This is a genomic window from Streptomyces sp. NPDC014006 (genome assembly GCF_043088925.1).
Lineage (GTDB): Bacteria > Actinomycetota > Actinomycetes > Streptomycetales > Streptomycetaceae > Streptomyces.
On the sequence record NZ_JBICAJ010000026.1, the window covers coordinates 1 to 15,651 of the forward strand.

17 protein-coding genes and 2 pseudogenes are annotated in these 15,651 nt (G+C 69.7%); 5 read left to right on the forward strand and 14 right to left on the reverse strand.

The window, feature by feature from the left end:
• Nucleotides 1-709 precede the first annotated feature (709 nt).
• The gene (locus tag ACF1GV_RS40735) at nucleotides 710-1,195 is read left to right on the forward strand and encodes a hypothetical protein (RefSeq protein WP_391691943.1); all 486 of its coding nucleotides are present in this window, start codon (nucleotides 710-712) and stop codon (nucleotides 1,193-1,195) included.
• 150 nt (nucleotides 1,196-1,345) lie between these two features.
• Nucleotides 1,346-1,582 (forward strand): annotated as a pseudogene (locus tag ACF1GV_RS40740) (Tn3 family transposase); the annotation flags it as partial.
• Nucleotides 1,583-1,703: 121 nt separating this feature from the next.
• Here the strand turns inward: ACF1GV_RS40740 and ACF1GV_RS40745 are convergent.
• The 3 genes from ACF1GV_RS40745 to ACF1GV_RS40755 all read right to left on the reverse strand — a co-directional run bounded on the left by ACF1GV_RS40745 (nucleotide 1,704) and on the right by ACF1GV_RS40755 (nucleotide 4,094).
• On the reverse strand, nucleotides 1,704-2,909 hold the full coding sequence (locus ACF1GV_RS40745; RefSeq protein ID WP_391691945.1) for an alpha/beta hydrolase family protein: 1,206 nt from the start codon (nucleotides 2,907-2,909) through the stop codon (nucleotides 1,704-1,706).
• Nucleotides 2,910-3,012: 103 nt separating this feature from the next.
• Nucleotides 3,013-3,351, reverse strand: coding sequence for a transcriptional regulator (locus ACF1GV_RS40750; RefSeq protein WP_020937505.1), 339 nt, complete (start codon nucleotides 3,349-3,351; stop codon nucleotides 3,013-3,015).
• Complete coding sequence (locus ACF1GV_RS40755; protein WP_391691947.1) at nucleotides 3,348-4,094, reverse strand: hypothetical protein; 747 nt, start codon at nucleotides 4,092-4,094, stop codon at nucleotides 3,348-3,350. The genes ACF1GV_RS40750 and ACF1GV_RS40755 overlap by 4 nt, the downstream gene beginning before the upstream one ends.
• A 183-nt stretch (nucleotides 4,095-4,277) precedes the next feature.
• Between ACF1GV_RS40755 and ACF1GV_RS40760 the strand changes: the two genes are divergently transcribed.
• Together ACF1GV_RS40760 and ACF1GV_RS40765 are read left to right on the forward strand one after the other, a co-directional pair.
• The gene (locus tag ACF1GV_RS40760; RefSeq protein WP_391691949.1) at nucleotides 4,278-4,505 is read left to right on the forward strand and encodes a recombinase family protein; all 228 of its coding nucleotides are present in this window, start codon (nucleotides 4,278-4,280) and stop codon (nucleotides 4,503-4,505) included.
• Nucleotides 4,417-4,866, forward strand: coding sequence for a recombinase family protein (locus ACF1GV_RS40765; RefSeq protein WP_391691951.1), 450 nt, complete (start codon nucleotides 4,417-4,419; stop codon nucleotides 4,864-4,866). The genes ACF1GV_RS40760 and ACF1GV_RS40765 overlap by 89 nt, the downstream gene beginning before the upstream one ends.
• Nucleotides 4,867-5,707: 841 nt before the next feature.
• On the opposite strand, the gene ACF1GV_RS40770 is transcribed toward ACF1GV_RS40765, so the two are convergent.
• The 3 genes and pseudogenes from ACF1GV_RS40770 to ACF1GV_RS40780 all read right to left on the reverse strand — a co-directional run bounded on the left by ACF1GV_RS40770 (nucleotide 5,708) and on the right by ACF1GV_RS40780 (nucleotide 7,628).
• The gene (locus tag ACF1GV_RS40770) at nucleotides 5,708-6,058 is read right to left on the reverse strand and encodes a hypothetical protein (RefSeq protein ID WP_391691953.1); all 351 of its coding nucleotides are present in this window, start codon (nucleotides 6,056-6,058) and stop codon (nucleotides 5,708-5,710) included.
• Between the two features lie 781 nt (nucleotides 6,059-6,839).
• Nucleotides 6,840-7,004: pseudogene (locus ACF1GV_RS40775) on the reverse strand (transposase); the annotation flags it as partial.
• 45 nt (nucleotides 7,005-7,049) lie between these two features.
• Nucleotides 7,050-7,628 (reverse strand): TetR/AcrR family transcriptional regulator, encoded by a 579-nt coding sequence (locus ACF1GV_RS40780; protein WP_391691955.1) that lies wholly within the window; start codon nucleotides 7,626-7,628, stop codon nucleotides 7,050-7,052.
• A gap of 182 nt (nucleotides 7,629-7,810) precedes the next feature.
• Between ACF1GV_RS40780 and ACF1GV_RS40785 the strand changes: the two genes are divergently transcribed.
• Nucleotides 7,811-8,605, forward strand: a complete 795-nt coding sequence (locus ACF1GV_RS40785) for an SDR family NAD(P)-dependent oxidoreductase (protein ID WP_391691957.1) — start codon at nucleotides 7,811-7,813, stop codon at nucleotides 8,603-8,605.
• 23 nt (nucleotides 8,606-8,628) lie between these two features.
• Here ACF1GV_RS40785 and ACF1GV_RS40790 read toward each other — a convergent pair whose 3' ends face one another.
• The 8 genes from ACF1GV_RS40790 to ACF1GV_RS40825 all read right to left on the reverse strand — a co-directional run bounded on the left by ACF1GV_RS40790 (nucleotide 8,629) and on the right by ACF1GV_RS40825 (nucleotide 15,116).
• Complete coding sequence (locus tag ACF1GV_RS40790; RefSeq protein ID WP_391691959.1) at nucleotides 8,629-9,534, reverse strand: LysR family transcriptional regulator; 906 nt, start codon at nucleotides 9,532-9,534, stop codon at nucleotides 8,629-8,631.
• 127 nt (nucleotides 9,535-9,661) lie between these two features.
• Nucleotides 9,662-10,255 (reverse strand): antibiotic biosynthesis monooxygenase, encoded by a 594-nt coding sequence (locus ACF1GV_RS40795; protein WP_391691961.1) that lies wholly within the window; start codon nucleotides 10,253-10,255, stop codon nucleotides 9,662-9,664.
• A gap of 172 nt (nucleotides 10,256-10,427) precedes the next feature.
• Entirely contained in the window at nucleotides 10,428-10,781 is a 354-nt protein-coding gene (locus ACF1GV_RS40800) for a nuclear transport factor 2 family protein (protein WP_391691963.1), read from the reverse strand.
• A gap of 38 nt (nucleotides 10,782-10,819) precedes the next feature.
• The gene (locus ACF1GV_RS40805) at nucleotides 10,820-11,848 is read right to left on the reverse strand and encodes a YncE family protein (RefSeq protein WP_391691965.1); all 1,029 of its coding nucleotides are present in this window, start codon (nucleotides 11,846-11,848) and stop codon (nucleotides 10,820-10,822) included.
• On the reverse strand, nucleotides 11,845-12,327 hold the full coding sequence (locus ACF1GV_RS40810; protein WP_391691967.1) for a VOC family protein: 483 nt from the start codon (nucleotides 12,325-12,327) through the stop codon (nucleotides 11,845-11,847). Before ACF1GV_RS40810 ends, ACF1GV_RS40805 begins: the two co-directional genes overlap by 4 nt.
• 120 nt (nucleotides 12,328-12,447) lie before the next feature.
• Nucleotides 12,448-13,149, reverse strand: a complete 702-nt coding sequence (locus ACF1GV_RS40815; protein ID WP_391691969.1) for a type 1 glutamine amidotransferase domain-containing protein — start codon at nucleotides 13,147-13,149, stop codon at nucleotides 12,448-12,450.
• Nucleotides 13,150-13,464: 315 nt separating this feature from the next.
• Nucleotides 13,465-13,797 (reverse strand): hypothetical protein, encoded by a 333-nt coding sequence (locus tag ACF1GV_RS40820; protein WP_391691971.1) that lies wholly within the window; start codon nucleotides 13,795-13,797, stop codon nucleotides 13,465-13,467.
• 740 nt (nucleotides 13,798-14,537) lie between these two features.
• Nucleotides 14,538-15,116 (reverse strand): hypothetical protein, encoded by a 579-nt coding sequence (locus ACF1GV_RS40825; RefSeq protein WP_391691973.1) that lies wholly within the window; start codon nucleotides 15,114-15,116, stop codon nucleotides 14,538-14,540.
• Between the last annotated feature and the right edge of the window lie 535 nt (nucleotides 15,117-15,651).

The window sequence follows — 15,651 nt, forward strand, 5'->3', positions numbered from 1 at the left end:
TGGGGTCCACCGGGTGGGGTGGACGACATCGACGGCGTGGGGCCGCGCATCCACCCGGTGTGTTTCTCCTTGACCTCAGCTCAGGTCAAGGAGAAGCACACAGCCTCCACCGTCTCCACCCGGGCCACTCCACCGCACCACCGTCCACCCGGTGCGCACCACTCCCGCGCCTCGGCCGCACCGGTGCGCGCACCGGGTGGGTGCGCTCCACCGCACCTGTGCGCACCCACCAGGTGCGGTGGTGCGGTCACCGATACAGAGCCACCACGTTCTCCACCACCGCACGGGCCCGCTCCACCTGTTCATCGCGCAGCGCCTGCAGAGCCCGGACGACTTCCGTCGGTGCGTCGGCGAAGACCTGGCCGACGAATTGCGTGACGGTGCGGGCGATCCCCGGCGCGGCAGCCGCGGGGGCGTGCGCCTGTCCTGCGGCCCGATCCCGAGCAGATGCCCCGCCTGGAGGAGATCCACGCGAACCTGCTCGACCGGCTCCAGGAGGCAAAGGGACAGGGATGGCTCGGCGAGGTCGCCGCGATCGAGGCCAGCCTCGCCGCCGCCGAGCAGTAGCTCGCCGCCATGCGCGACCTCGCGGCCCGGCACACCACCGTCCACCTGGGCATGCCCGATCTCCGTGGCGTCGTCGCGCGCATCGACTCCGAGCAGCGAAACCAAGATGCGAAGCAGCAGCCCTGAGCACTACAACGAGGGGATGACCGTCTTCCTCTGTTCCAAGTGCGGCACCGCGATCACGCCGGAGCTCACCGAGCTTGCCGCCGTCCCTGACGTCTCAGACGACGAGCGCGACCGGGACAAGGAGACACGCCGGGCGCCTTCCACCGTTCCGCGGGGCCACTACGCGATCGATCCCGAGCCCTGGGGACCTCCCTACGTCGTGCAGGACGATCAGGAGGACCCGAAGCCGGCTCAGTCGCGCGGACCTGTGGTCTGCCGTGAAGAAGGCTTCGTCATCTCGGCCGGCAGCCGACACACAGTGCTGGTGCACCCCGATGACGCCGCCGGCCTTCAGCCACTGCCCAACTGGGTGAACAGCAGTGGGTGCTGCGGACCGACAGGCAACGAGGGACTCAACCGGGCCTGCCCCTGCGGCGCTCCGGTCGCGACCCTCGCGGCCGACTGTTTCGGGCCCTTCGAACTGCACCTCGACCCCGTCCGGGCCTACGCGTTCTCCCAGTAGGACCGCAAAGCGCACGCGGACGACGTGCACGGCACTCCCGACGGAACCCGTCCACCCAACTTCTTCACGACTACTTTCCGTGGTGAACGACGGCTCACAGGCGGACCTGCCGCCGAGCTGGGCTAGTTCGGATAAGACCAGCTCGGCGCCCTTGGCTTGGCCCTGAACGGCGTGGTGCTGTGGAACAGCCTCTACCTGGACCGGGCGGCCAAGCAGCTCGCCGCTGACGGCTTCCCCGTCACCGACGACCTGCTGGCTCGCCTGTCACCCCTGCAGTTCGACCACATCAACTTCCTCGGCCGCTACGCGTTTTTGCGCCCGCAGGAGGCCGGCCGCAGGCCGCTACGCGAACCCTCGACCGGCGGGGAGGACGACGGCGAGCGGTAGGAGCGCCGATCGCGCGATGGAAGGGCTGCGCGGATAGCCGGCCTTGCGAAGGCCGCGCCCGGATGGCGACGGCATTCCTGGCGGTCTTGGTCGGACCGCGCATTGCGCGGTCCGACGCTTCTCATGGGATGAACTTCACCTCTGGGAAGGCCGCGCTCGGGCCGTCGAGCAGATGTCCCCGGCGGTGTCGCAGGTGTAGGTCGAAGAACGCGAGCGGGTAGGCCTGCTGGATCCGGACCGCCCGAGCCGGATCAAGGGTGCCGATCATGTCCTGGATCTGCTGGTTGGTCATGCCGAGGACCTTGCCCGCTTGCGGGATCAGTGTCGCGTCGTCGCCGTACGTCTTGTGGATGGCCCCGTCGGCCTGGATGTTCAGCCGCCAACCGCGAAGGTGTGTCCAGAACTCGGCGACGTCCGGCATGGCCGCCCGGGTAAACGAGGCGGTCATCATCATGAACGGCCGGTCCAGGTCGGTGGTGATGGTCGGCTGCATCGGAGCGTCGATACTGAGCCCGGCGCCAACGCGCTGGTCGGCGAGCATGGTGAGCGCGGTGGCGGTGCCACCCTTCGACCAGCCGAACGCGCCGACGCACCTCGAGTCGAGGGCGCCGAGCAGGCCCTGGGGCAGTGGCCTGCCGTCGACGTCGGGGTTGTGCCCGGCGGCAAGGCCCTCGACGACGTCGAGCACGAACCGGATGTCCGTGGCGAAGTCCCGGGGCCCCAGGAACGGCGGGACCTCTGCTGGAACGGTGAGTCGGCCGTCGGGGAACTTGCTGAACGCGTCGTACGTGTGGTCGACGGTGACCACGGCGTAGCCGTGGCTGGCGAGTTCCTGGACCATGATCGTGTGGTCACCGCGATGGCTGCCCGCGCCGTGCGAGTACACGATGACGGGCAGGCGATGGCCCGTTTGGTGCACGGGTGCGCCCACGCGTGCGGCGGTGAGTGGCCCGAGGGCGGGATCGAGGGGGAAGCCGACGTCCGCCAGAAACGCCCGCAGCGCACCCTGGGTCATCCAGGGAGCACGCGGCAGGTCCTTCGTCTTGCAAGCGGGGTACCAGACGCTGGCCATCAGCTCGCGGTGATGCCCCGGGCCGGCCACAGGATCCGGACGCGAGGTGTCGACGAGGTGGAGCGGCACCGTGCCCACCGGGTGCGGCCCGGTGGGTCTCGGCAGCGTGAGCTGCGACGGAACGGGGGCGGGCGAAGCCGCCCACGCCTGGCGCGCTGCGCTGATCGGCACGGCGGCCCCGATCCCCGTCACCAGCGCGGCTGCGAGCAAGCGACGGCGCGTCACGTCCGTCGTGGTGACCGGTGTGATGGTCACGTGTCCTCCCTGGGTTTCTTGGACGGTGTTCGGCGTGCTGTCCGGGTCCGCCGGACGTCGGCGGGAGCCGCTCACGGCTCACCGCGGTTCGCCGGGGTGCGGATCAGGACTCCGGGGCTGAGCTGCCGTGCTCGATCTGGTGGATGAGTCGCTTGAGCTGGGTGACCTCGTCCCGCAGGGCGCGGTCGCCCGCAGGGGTGAGGGAGAGCCAGGTGCGGGCACGTTTGCCCTCGTAGCCCTTCTCGATCTCCACCAGCCCGGCCTTCTCCAGCACGGACAGATGCTGGCTGAGGTTTCCGGCGGTGAGGCCGAGCGCCGTGCGTAGGAAGCCGAACTCGACCCGGCGCGCCTGGTGGGCAACGGTGAGGATGCCGAGGCGCACGCGCTGGTGGACCACGTCGTCCAGGCCGGTGACGGGGTGCTGCTCGGGCTGATCGGTCATGACGCGTTGCGCCTGCCGGTCAGCTCGGCCAGGCCGAAACCGAGGGCGCCGAGCAGGAGAAGCACGCCGGGGACGCCGAAGGTGGGCAGAGCGGACCACGGCGAGGTGAACGGGATCCCCGCCCAGCCGGTGGTGAGCGGCACCAGCTCAATGGCCAGGTACACCACAGCGAGCAGCAGCAAGGCGCTGCTGCGCTCCACCCAGGCCAGCACCAGCAACGGCAGCCCGACGGCCATGGAGTTCCCGGCGAGCCGTTCGAGGAACCTCGTCACCCCGGAAGTGGGGTCGAGGTGCAGGCCCCAGAAGTCGAGCGGTTCGCCGAGCCGTGTCATCCCGTGGCGCAGGCTCCACATCGCGGTGGCACTCGCCAGGGCGACCAAGACGATCCCAGTCAGGACGTAGGGCCGGACCCGGGTCCCGACACCGCGGTTGCGGGAGCGGCGGATGTAGAAGAACGCCGTCGCGGCGTAGGCCAGGGCGAGCCCGAGGGGCCAGTAGACCGCCGAGCCCTGCGTGACCAGGGTGCAGCCGCTGCCGGTCGCGGCTTCACCCGCTGGGCAGGCAACGGTCTCGACCTTGAAGGTGAAGCGGCCGACCAGGATCCCGCCCAGTGTGAGCACGCCCAGCAACAGGAGGGGGAACCAGGTGCCGCGCTGCGCGGCCCGGACCCGGCGGGTCAGGTCTCCGAGGCCCGCGAGGACTTCGTGGGGAGTGCCCGGAGAGGGCGTCGATGCGTCTGTCATGGCGTCAGCTTTGCATTACAAACTAGTTATGGCAAGAAATCTATGTGCACTCCAAGATTGAATCCGGGATCCCCGGTGGTCCGAGGCCGATCCCGTTGGCCCGCGTTGATGCCCAGGGGCCACCAAGTCCTCGTCCGAACACCTTCAGACACGCGCCGACAGGACACAGGCTTCAACAAACCGGTGTCCACCGGCGGGCAGAGGCTCGACCGCCAGATCGACGCCCTCACCGCGGCCGGGTGCCGGCGCATCTTCGCCGGCAAGAAGTCCGGCAAGGACGACCTCCGGCCCGAGCTCAAGGCCTGCCGCGCCTTCCTCGCCATTGGCGACACCCTGGTGGTCCCCGCGCTGGACCGCTACGGCCGCTCCCGCAAGGACCTGGTCAACATGGTCGGCGGACTGCGGCGCTGAGATCGGCTTCTGCTCGCTGCACGAGCGCCTGGACACCACCACCCCCGGCGGCCGGCTCGTTTTCCACGTCTTCGCCGCGCTCGCCGAGTTCATCCGCGAGCTGATCGTCTCCGGTACCCGCGAGGGCTTGGATGCCGCACGCGCCCGCGGCCGCGTCGGCGGGAGGCCCACCGTCGCCACCCCCGAGATCATCCGTGCCGCCCGCGACATGCTGCCCAACCCCGAGAACTCGATCACCTCGATCGCCAAGATCCTCGGTGTCAGCCCCGGCACATCCCCGACCTGCAGGAACTCCGCACCTCCGGCCGCATCCCGGGACAGCTCACCACTGGCTGACCGCTACCGCCAAAACCCGGAGTGATCGTCCCCGAAGGCCGTAGTGCCCTCGTGCTACGTCGCCGTGGCCCGTAGCGACAGCGGGCCCGCCTACCGGGCCTGCGGCGCTGCGGGGCATCTGTGGAGGATCGTCCCCGGCGGCCAGGTCCCTGAGACGTGCCTGTGCCGGGTCTGACCGCTTCCGAACGGGAAAGCGCCCGGCCGCGGAGCCGGGTGCTGAGCAGGGGGCCAAGAGGTCGTCAGCCGTAGCGCTGACGGCAAAGCCGCACGATCCTCGGATCGGCCACCCCATCGGCCCGGCGGCACAAATCACGCATGTGCTCTGAGCGGGGCTGCTGCGGCTTCGGCGCCCGGTTCACTCGCGGGGCCTGCCGGGCGGGACGCCGGGTCTTTGGGTGCCGGTGATGTGACGGGGTATGACGCTGCGCCCCCTGGTGGGCGCGAGGAACTCGCGGCTTCGGCGGGGTTACGAGACGCGGTCCTTGCGGAGCGTGCGGTCTGCGCAGGGGAGCAGGTCGTGGTGTGAGCGGGCGATGTGTGGGTGCGTGGCCGGTCCGCACCAGCGCTGAGTCCTGGGAGGGTTGAGCCGCAGCGAGCGGCGAGGGCGGTGGCGCGCTCGGGAGCGGCCTTTGCGTACCTTGCGGGCGGTCGTCGACCGGCGAGGAAGAGGGCGTCACCGTGGCGCAACCGGTGACACCCAGCAGAGCCAGAAGCAGCAGGGCCAAGGAGCGGAGAAGCACCAGCTCACTGTGCTGTACCGCGGTGAGTCGGGGATGACGCCACGCGTTCGGTCACCACAAGGAAGGACCGGCCGGACCCATGCTGACGCCTCGATCCGTCGGTGGGCTCTGACCAGGCATCGTGGGCTAGGTCTGGCGGCGCGCGGGCGGCGTGAAGGACAGGACGTCGGCGGGCGTCAGGTCGGGGCGAAGCCGATGCCACCGGGCGCTGTGCCGCCAGCGGCCAACACTGTCGCGAGCGGCGTCGACGCCGACCTCCACGACCAGCTCCGGTGCTACGAGGGTGACATGCAGGGTCTCGCGGGCGCCCCACACCGCCGAGAACGTCCAGCCCGTCCAGGGGTGAGCGGCCCGGGCCGGGGTGAGCAAGGAGGCGAGGCCCGGCCTGCAGCTTGAGGGCAGCGTGGTGCTCCGCCCGACGTAGCGCAGGCGCCCGTCGGTGTCCTCCAGCTTCTCCGGCCTCGAGAACCGCCTCACCGCAAGACCGGGCGCCTGGTAGGGCCGGCCGTCGTCCAGATCGTCCGCGCGGTACGCATTATGGACAGGTGGAAGTCACTGTAGTGCTCCAGAACCGATTGGTCAGATCACCGCTGTCCGGTCGACCGTCATTAGCGGAAAAGCTAATCGAGATCCTAGGGACGCACGGAATGTCGAGGTCTACCTCGATGCTTTTATCGGGGCGGGATTGCGTGAGCCGATAGTACTCGAAATGCCCATCGGGGCCATTTCTGGCTCCTCTGATGGTGACTGTGACGTCGGGCAGGAAGTTCCCACCTTTCACGTGGAATTTGGTGGTCGGCCCGGAACCGTGGGTCGTCACCTCGATGTTAGGGCGAACGGTCGCTGGTGGGGGTGGAGGTGGGGGTGGCGGCGGAGGCGGTGCGGCGGGTGTGGCGTGTTTTGGCTGCCAAAGCCACAGAGTACCGTCTTTCTTGACTGCCCAAATCTGTTCGTAAGGGCTAGCCATGACGCGAGCGAAGTTTTCACCGTCGATGTGAAGGTAACTGGCCATATCTTGCGTCGTCCACATTGTCCCATCGCTCGCTACAAGCCATACCACTCCTTCGATGCTCACTGATATGTCGATCCAAGGCGATGAAGTAGGGCGGTTTGACTCGGTTATCCAGGTTGCTCCGCCCTCCTGCCTCCATAGTAAGCCCTGTTGATCGATGCAAAAACAGGTCTCCAACATTGCGAGCGGCATAGCATTCAACAGCCATGAATGTGGACATGTCGCGCCAGTGGATTCCATCCGAGCGTCCGTCCGCCCGGCCGTGCTGGAGTACGGCCGTTGCACCCCCGCCGACCGCGTCCCCTTCTTCAAAAAGCCGGTGTCGTCCACGACCAGGACGGCATCCGGGTCGCCGAGGTGGTCGACCACGTACTGGCGCACGTCGTCGAGGACCTCATCCGCCTCCCACTCGGGACAAGGATGCCTGGTCGGCTCGTGAAGAGCGGTGGGGCGTCGTCACCGAGGTGCGGGCAGTCGCGCGTCGAGGAGCTGTTCCGCCAGCTGGATCATGTGGTCGCCGGGGACGTCGGTCGCCATGGCCGCCGCGAGGACTTGCGCGCCGTCGAGGATGACCAGGAGCTTGCCGGCAGTGTCGTCGGGGTCCGCGTCGCCTGCTTCGCCAAGCTGTTTGCTGAGCCAGCTCTGTACCTCGGTCTTGTGGGCGACGGCTGCCGCGTGCGCGGGATGGTCCGCGTCGGGGAACTCGCTGGTGATGTTGAGTGTGGCGCAACCGCGGTAGCCGGGCGTGGCCATGTCCTGGCGGGTGAGGTCGAACAGGGCCTTGACGCGGGCACGGGGGTCCGGTGCCGCTGCCGCCGCCTCGCGCAGTCGCTCCCACCAGTGTTCATTGCGGGTGACCAGGTAGGCGGTGACCAGTTCGTCCTTGTTGGCGAACTGGCGGTAAAGCGTCGCGTTGGCCACGCCTGCCGTGCCGATCACCAGGTCCATGCCGACGGCGCGGACGCCGCGGGAGTAGAACAGGTCGCCGGCCACGTCCAGGATGTGGCGTCGCGTCTCCTCGGCCGATCGTCGCACCTGGGGCCTCCTGTTCCCTGAGCAGCGCAAATTTCCGATTCCATTATGAGACGGATCGTTCTTTACAGCAACCGCTTGACAGAGAGAACGTTCCGTCTCATTCTTGGAGAGAGCGATCCGTCTCATCGGCGGGTCGCCGGGCGCTGCCGGTTCTTGGCGCCGCACTACCCAAGGGAAGACTCATGCAGATCGACTTCACCGGCCGTACCGCCCTGGTCACCGGTTCGACGCTGGGCATCGGCCTGGCCACCGCCGAAGCCTTCGCCCGGGCGGGGGCCCGCACCGTTCTCAACGGGCGCGACGAGGCCCGGCTCAAGGCGGCCGCCGACGGCATCCGCGACCGGGTGCCGGGTGCGGAGATCGTCACCGTCGCCGCCGACGTCTCCACCGCCGAGGGCGCACAGATGCTTCTGGAGGCGATGCCGGAGGTTGACGTCCTGGTCAACAACACCGGCATCTTCGCTTCCACCCCGGTCCTGGAGATCCAGGACGAGGAGTGGCGTCGCTTCTTCGAGGTCAACGTCCTCAGCGGTGTCCGGCTCGCACGCCAGTACATGCCCGGAATGATGGAGCGCGGGTTCGGTCGCATCGTGTTCGTCTCGAGCGAGACGGCCATCGACACACCGCTCGACATGGTCCACTACGGCATGACCAAGACGGCCCTGCTGGCAGTGGCCAGCGGCCTGGCCAAGGCCGCCGCCGGCACGGGCGTCACCGTCAACTCCGTACTTCCCGGCCCCACACACACCGAAGGCATCGAGGAGTACATCACCGCCCTCATCCCCGAGGCGGAGACGTTCGACGCCGCGCAGCGCGAGTTCATCGCCCGGTTCCGGCCGACGTCGCTGATCCAGCGCCTTATCCAGCCGTCCGAGGTCGCCGATCTGATCCTGTTCACCAGCTCCGACCGCGCCTCGGCGACCACTGGCGCGGCCCTGAAGGTCGAAGGAGGCACCCTCACCTCCCTCACGCCGTGACGTGCGTCCAGCGCCACACCGGCTCAGAGCCCTCCCCAGCCGGCTGCCGCCTCGGTGAGCCGCTCGCGCACGACGGTGAGGGCCGGGTTGGCCGGCGCGCCGCGGCGTACCGCGAGGTAGATGGTGTTGAGCGGAGGCGCCTCGGAGCGGTGGAGCTGGATGACGCGGCCTGCGGCCAGGGCGGGTTCCGCCAGGTAGCGCGGTAGCGCGGAGATCCCGGCGCCCGCTTCGACGGCCGCCAGCACCGCACGCAGGTCGGGGGCGACGAGCGCGACGGGGCCCCCGGGGCGGTGGCCGAACTCGCTGCGCCAGTAACGGCGCAGGATCGGCAGCTCTTCTCCGTAGGCGACCAGTGGCAGTGCGGCCAGGGCGTCGGCCGGGGCGGTGCGCAGCCGGTCGTCGTCCACGGTGCGGGCCATGGACGGCGGGCCGACGAGGAGGAACTCCTCGTCGACCAGGGGGACGGCGAAGAGCTCCTGGTGCGGGGGCCGGATTGCGGAGACGACCAGGTCGAGTCGGTCTGCGGCCAGTTCGGAGAGGAGATCCTGGGCCAGGCCGAACGCCGCACGCAGGTGCAGTCCGCGGCCGGTGAGCGGGGCGAGCGCGGGCAGTACCCGGAGGGACATGATCTCGGCCGCGCCACCGATGCGTACCGTTCCGCGCAGAACCGGCTCGGTCTCCGTGGAGTCTAGGGCGTCACGGAGACCGTCCAGGTGCAGGCTCACGCGGGCCGCGAGGGCCGCGGCGCGCGGTGTGGGGGTGACGCCCTTGCGGGAACGGATGAAGAGCGGCTCCCCGATCTGCTCCTCCAGACGGGCGAGCTGGCCGGTGACGGCGGGCTGGGTCACGCCCAGCCTCTGCGCGGCTGCGGAGAGGGAGCCTTGCCGGTAGATCTCGAGGAATGTGGCCAGCAGGTCCAGGCTCGGCACGCGTTCTTCCTTCTTTCGTTGCCCTGGGCGCCCGCCACCGGGTACGTGAGGTGCGGCAGCTCAGTGTAGGGACGGCCTCCCGCTGTACGGGGTGGGTGTGGGCTGGTGCGGGTGTGGGTTGTTCTTGTCAGCAGTGGGCGTCCGGATAGAGCCAGTTCCGCAAAAGCCTGCTGAGGAGCGGCATGATCAGGAAGGTCAGCAGCGGGGCCGCCACGAGGGGGAAGGCGAGCGCGCGCAAGGGCAGGGGCCAGGTGGTGATCTGCGGGGCGAGGAGCCAGTTGATGCCGAAGGCCACAGGGTAGGCGCCGAGCATCGTCACGAGCGTGGCCTTCCACTTCGGTGGCGCCTTGACCGGTTGGTCGGGCAGGCTGAACCAGGTCTCGGTTCCCGTGGTCTGCGGGGGCGGTGCGGACACTTCGTGAGCGATGTCGTGGACGCGCTGGAGCCATGCCTGACGCTGAGGCAGGCGGACCCACTGCGTGAGACGTTCTTCGTCGGTGAAGCGAAGGACACTGTGGTAGATGCCGCGGCCTGCGGGAGGGCGCAGCCATGTGACGCCGTCGTGGCCGCAGAACTGGCGTGCGTGGGCCGCGATCTCATGGGAGAGGGTTTCGAACTGCTCTTCTTTGCCCGGGTCGACGGCCCAGCTGATGACGAGCGTGACGTCTCGAGGGTGCGGGGGCATGGGCGTCGGGAGTGGGGAGGCCGGTCGTTGCGTCATCTGGCCGTCCTTCCGGTACGTGAAGGGGCGCGGTTCACTCGTGCGCGAGCCGCCCCGTGTGTACGTGGTGTGTGGCCGGTGGCCCGGCGTCACGATCGTCGCCACCGGGCCACCGGGCCACCGGGCCACCGGGCCACCGGGCCACCGGGCCGCCACCCGGCCCCACGGACTGTCAGGCCGCAGGCCCGGTCAGCAGGGTGTAGCGGACGGTCTGGGCGCGGATGAGGCCGTCGCGGAAGACGAAGGTGTCCACGCCGTCCTCGACACGCGCTTCGCCCGCGGTCGCTGCCCACTCGAGGAACAGGACGTCGCCGGCAAAGAGCGGCGTCTTGGGGTTCCACTGCGCATGCGGGAGATCGGCCAGGACGGCGCCGATACCCTGCTTGACACCGTCGCGTCCGTGCAGGACACCGTCAGGAGTGACGAAGACGGCGTCGGGTGTGAAGTTCGCGGCGATCGCGTCGAGGTCGCCGGAGTCAAGCGCCCGGACGTGTTCACGGAAGGTCTCCTGGGGAGTGCGAGTCATCGAAAACGTGCTCCGTTCGGTGAGCGCTGCCGGGCGCGTCAGGGGAGGTAGGCGATCCCATGGGCACCTTGCGTGGTGTCGGGGTCGCCCGGGTCGATGTCCAGGACCGTACCCACGGAACCATCGGCGAGATCGACGACGTGCACGGTGCCCGAGCGGAGGTTGGCGACGAACGCACGGGTGCCGTCCGGGGTGGTACGGATCGTGATCGGGACCTGGCCCACGGGCGCGTTGACCAGCGGGGCGAGCCCGTCGGGGGACAGGACCGTCAGCTGCCCGTCCTCGGGCTCCTTCCCGGGGCCGGTGGGTGCGAGGCCGATCAGGACACGGCCGTCCGCGGCGACGTGCACCGGGCATCCGGGGGCGGCCAGGGGTGCGTGTGCGACGACACGGTCGGCGGCGGTGTCGATGACGAGCAGAGTGGGCGGGGCCGAGGCGTCTGCGCCGTCGCGGTGCAGTGCCATGCCGGCCGCGTAGGCGCGGTGGCCGTCAGGCGACACCGCGACTTCCTCCGTCCCGTACGGCGCGGGGATCCGCTCCGTCAGGGTCCGTTCGGTGAGGTCGATCACGGAGATGAACGGGTCGGCCTTGTTGGTGGCGTAGCCCTTTGTGCCGTCCGGCGTGATGGCGAACCAGTGGGGGCCCCGGGCACCGACCTCGATCCGGTCGAGCTGCTTGCGGGCAGCGGTGTCGATCACCGCGATGGCGCCGTCGCCGGCGGGCCCGGCTTCGACGGTCGCGTACAGAAGTCCGCGGTCCTGGTCGAGGGCGAGGCCGTGCGGCGCCACCTCCGGTGCGAGCGACACGACCTCCACGACCTTGCGCTCGTGAGGGTCGACGACGGAGATCTCGTGGGCCTTCTCGCCCGGGTCGGTGTAGACCCCGGAGCGGTAGGTGTGCGAGACGTACAGGACGCCCGCCGCCACGTCGACGGCGATCTCGTGCGGCTGGGCCAAGACCGGAAGGTCGCCCAGCGGTTCGTAGGTCAGGCCGTCGAAGAAACGCAGCGCCTCCCCGGTGGAGGTGACCACGGCCAGGACGGGCCGCTGCCGCTCTCCGCCGTTCATCGCCGGCCGCCCTCACGGGTCTCCCGGTCGATGAACTCGATCACCTCGTCGTTCGGACCGTAGACGAAAGCGGCCTGGAAGCTCATCGGGTCCGGGGTGTCTGTCGTGATCTTCATCGGTCGGGCGAACGGTCGGGCACCGGCGGCAAGCGCGCTCTCGAAGAGGGCGGGGACGTCGTCCGTACGGATGGCGAAGTGGACCAGCGCGGCCACCCGGCCACGCTCGGCGTCGGTGGGCCGGTGCGCGGTATCAAGAGGCTGCGACGACCCACCGGGCGGGGTGGAGTTGGCGTCGAACAGCTCGATGAGCCGGTCGTCACCGGCGTCGAGGAACACGACGCGGGTCGCGCCGCTGCCGAGAGTCCACTCCCGGACGAAGCGGAAACCGAGCCCCTCGGTGTAGAAGGCGACCGAGGCATCCAGGTCGTAAGCGCGGATGGCGATGTGGTCGAGGCCCCGGTTGAGGATGGGGGTGGTCACGGGCTTCTCTCTTTCGCAAGCGGGACTGGCGCTGGGTGGTGTGCGGTGCTGATGGGAGCTGATCCGACGGCCGGGAGCGCCGGTGGCTCCCGGTCGTCGGATCGTGATCAGCGCCCTGGTTCAGGCGGAGAGGGCCTTGAGGACGGACTCGGCCGTGGCCGTGCTCGACTGCGGGTTCTGGCCCGTGATGAGGTTGCCGTCGACGACGACCGTGTTGCTCCAGGCGGCGCCCGTGCGCGGGACCGCTCCCCGCTCGCGCAGCCGGGACTCGACGAAGAACGGTGTGTTCTCGCCGAGGCCGCCCTGGCGCTCCTCCTCGTCGGTGAACGAGGTCAGGTCGCGGCCGGCGAACGTGAAGCTGCCGTCGGCCTTGGACGCGCTCAGCAGACCGGCGACACCGTGGCACAGGGCGGCCACGGTTTTGCCCCGGGCGTCTGCTTCGTTCAGCAGCCGGCCCAGGTCGGCGTCCTGAGCGAGATCGGCCATCGGGGCGTGCCCGCCCGGGATGTAGAGCGCGTCGTAGTCGCCGACGGTGACGTCGGAGAGAGCCAGCGGGGTGGCGAGTTCCTTCGCGATGTCGTCGAGGTACGCCTGGAACTCCTCCGCGTCCGCGGCGGAGACGCCGCCCTGCTCGCTGAGGCTGAGCGCGTCGACCGTGGGCTTCGCACCGTCCGGCGTGGCGATGTCCACCTGCACGCCGGCAGCCTTGAGGACGCGGTGGGAGGCGGCGACCTCCTCGGCCCAGAAGCCGGTGGGGTGAGTGGACCCGTCAGCCAGCTGCAGGGTGGTGGCAGCGGAGATGACCATAAGGATCTTCGACATGGATGTGCCTGGCCTTGTCGTGGAGAACGGGATGTCACGCGGCGAGCCGCGGGCCCCCGGGGTATCCGGCGGCTGTGGGGACAACCCCAGAATCCATCACCAATCATCCAGGCACATCCCGGGTGTCATAAAGATTCTTATAACCGCCAGCGGCGTCGCTTGCGCCAGTGGGACCAATGACCGGAAGCCGGTCGACATCCAGCGGGGCGGCTGGGAAGCCGCGCCGGCCCCCGCCCGAGGCATGTGCCCTGTGGGTCAGGTCGCTTCCGCCTCGGCCTCGACGTCCTCTATGCCGGTGGGCCGGCCCGCGTGGTTTCAGCTGACGTACAGGCCTGCGGCGATGAGCAGGGTGGCCATCATGGAGAGCACCGGCCAGCCGCGCAGCAGGTTTACCGCGAGGGTGAACGCCACGGCTGCGGCGGCGATCCCGTTGATCCAGGCAAGGGCGGGCTTCCGCTCGTTGCGGGCGAAGCGGGTCATCGCGAGCAGGCCCACCAGGAAGCTGACGAAGACCGCGACCGCGTAGAACTGCACCAGTTTCTGCTCCTGGCCGGCCGCCGCGACGATGATCAGTGCCGCTGCGGCCAGGTAGACCACCACGGACCAGTACGGGGTGTGGTGGCCACCCTCTGCACGACGGACGGACACCGCAACCTTCCTTGAAGGGAAGATCCCGGCGGTGTGACGCACCCTTGCCACGACCCCGGTGAACAGACACTCCGCCATCCTCGTCCGGGTTGATGCCGGCCGCCTGGGTGGCCCAGATGGTTCCGATGACCCGGCTGGTGCCCGGGGGTCGGACTTATACCGCGAGCCCGGAAAACACGTGCTCCCGCCGACGCCGGGTTCTCCGCTGACCACGGCGACGGCCCTCGACGGTCCTGTCCCTTCTACCGATGTCGGGGTGCTCGGCGCTCAGGGCTCGCTGCTTGGGTACCTCTGCCTGTTCCATGGGCGTTGGGAGGGTCTTCTCTCCGCACTGCGCACGCGCCTGCTACGCCCACGCCCACCTCATGCCGAGTGCGTCGAGTTCGGCGTGTCTCGCCGCTGAGTTGGTCGGCTCGGCGGCGGGTGCTGTCGAGCCAGGACTCAAACTGGTGCTCGATGCCGTCGACGATGTCGACGTGCTTGCGGGGCACAGTCGCGCAGGCTGCGGGCCACGTTGGCTTACGGATCCTGGGCGCCCTCCCACGGGTCCGCGCCGTGCCCGGGACCGGAGCGGGGGGCCTCGTAGGTCGGGCGCGCGCAGCGCTGCCGCTGGGTTCCCGGGAGCGACGCAACGCGAGGGTGTTCCGGTGGGACACGGGCTCGGGCGCGCGGCGGACACGGCCCCCGGCCCGGATTCGGGCCCGTATACGGCCTCTCCGGCCGGTCGGCCGCCGCGTGGCTCAGGAGTAGGTCATCGGGCAGCCGTACTGCAGGGAGTACTGCGCGGCGCGCAGGTAGAGCGCCACGTAGAAGGCCGTGTCCCGGTCCTCGGCCCACGGCCCCGGCCGCACCCGGGCGGTCCGCTCCGCCCCGCCCTCCAGGAACCACAGGCTCAGTGCGAGGTTCTCGCCCCCGGGTATCGCGTCCACGGGCAGTGCGAGGGCACCGGCCAGCCGCTCGGCCAGGGCGAGCACCCGCGGGGCCCCGGCGACCGCTGTCTGATCGCCGGAGTACGCGGTGCCGACGGGGAGCACGATCTCCTCCTCCAGCGCGATGGGCACGAGCACGCTCCAGTCGAGGAGGGTCGACAGCTCCGCGTCGGTCAGTCGCGTCCTGCACAGTGCCACGAAGCCGTCCATGGACGGGCTGACCTTCTCCTCGAACCAGCCCGGCGCCTTCCGTACGGCCTGCCGCAGCTCGTAAGGGGGCAGCCCGCGCCGCTCGAGCTCGGTGTTGAGCGCGACGGCGACGTCCCCGTACCCGTCTTCCCCTGGCCGCGACCAGTCCTGCGCGGCGACACTCACCAGATAGACACCCATGATCGCAAGGTACCGGCCGCCACCGACAACGTCCCGGCCCCTCGTGACAATCAGGGTGAACGGGCGCTCAAACAGGAGGCTCTGTTCAGGGCGAACCATCGGTTTCCTGGAGCGGAGTCCACCCGATCTGCTCCACACGATGGGGGAGTGCGGTGGAGTGGTGCTTCGCGCGCAACTTATCGCGCCGTGCGCGCACTGGTGCGCCTCCGTGCGCCGTCGTTCCCGGTGGCCGCGCAGGGAGGGCGCCGACGGATGAGCCCTTCTTGGCCGCGCCGCCGCGAGGGTCGCCCCGGCCGACGGTGGTCTGAAACCGCCGGATTCGGCAACGAGTACGACTGGCCGGGCACGACAGGCCAGGGCAGCGGGAAGCCGACCGCCAGCGACGACGGAGAAGGCGATCCTCGCCCTCCTCGCTGGTCCCAGCCCACAGGGGCGGGCCGTCGGACTGCGTATTTTGCTTCACCCTGCCGGCAGCGACACGGCCGTCACGGTCGGCACCTCGCTGGCGGGACGGTCACGGCGGCCTGCCCATCCC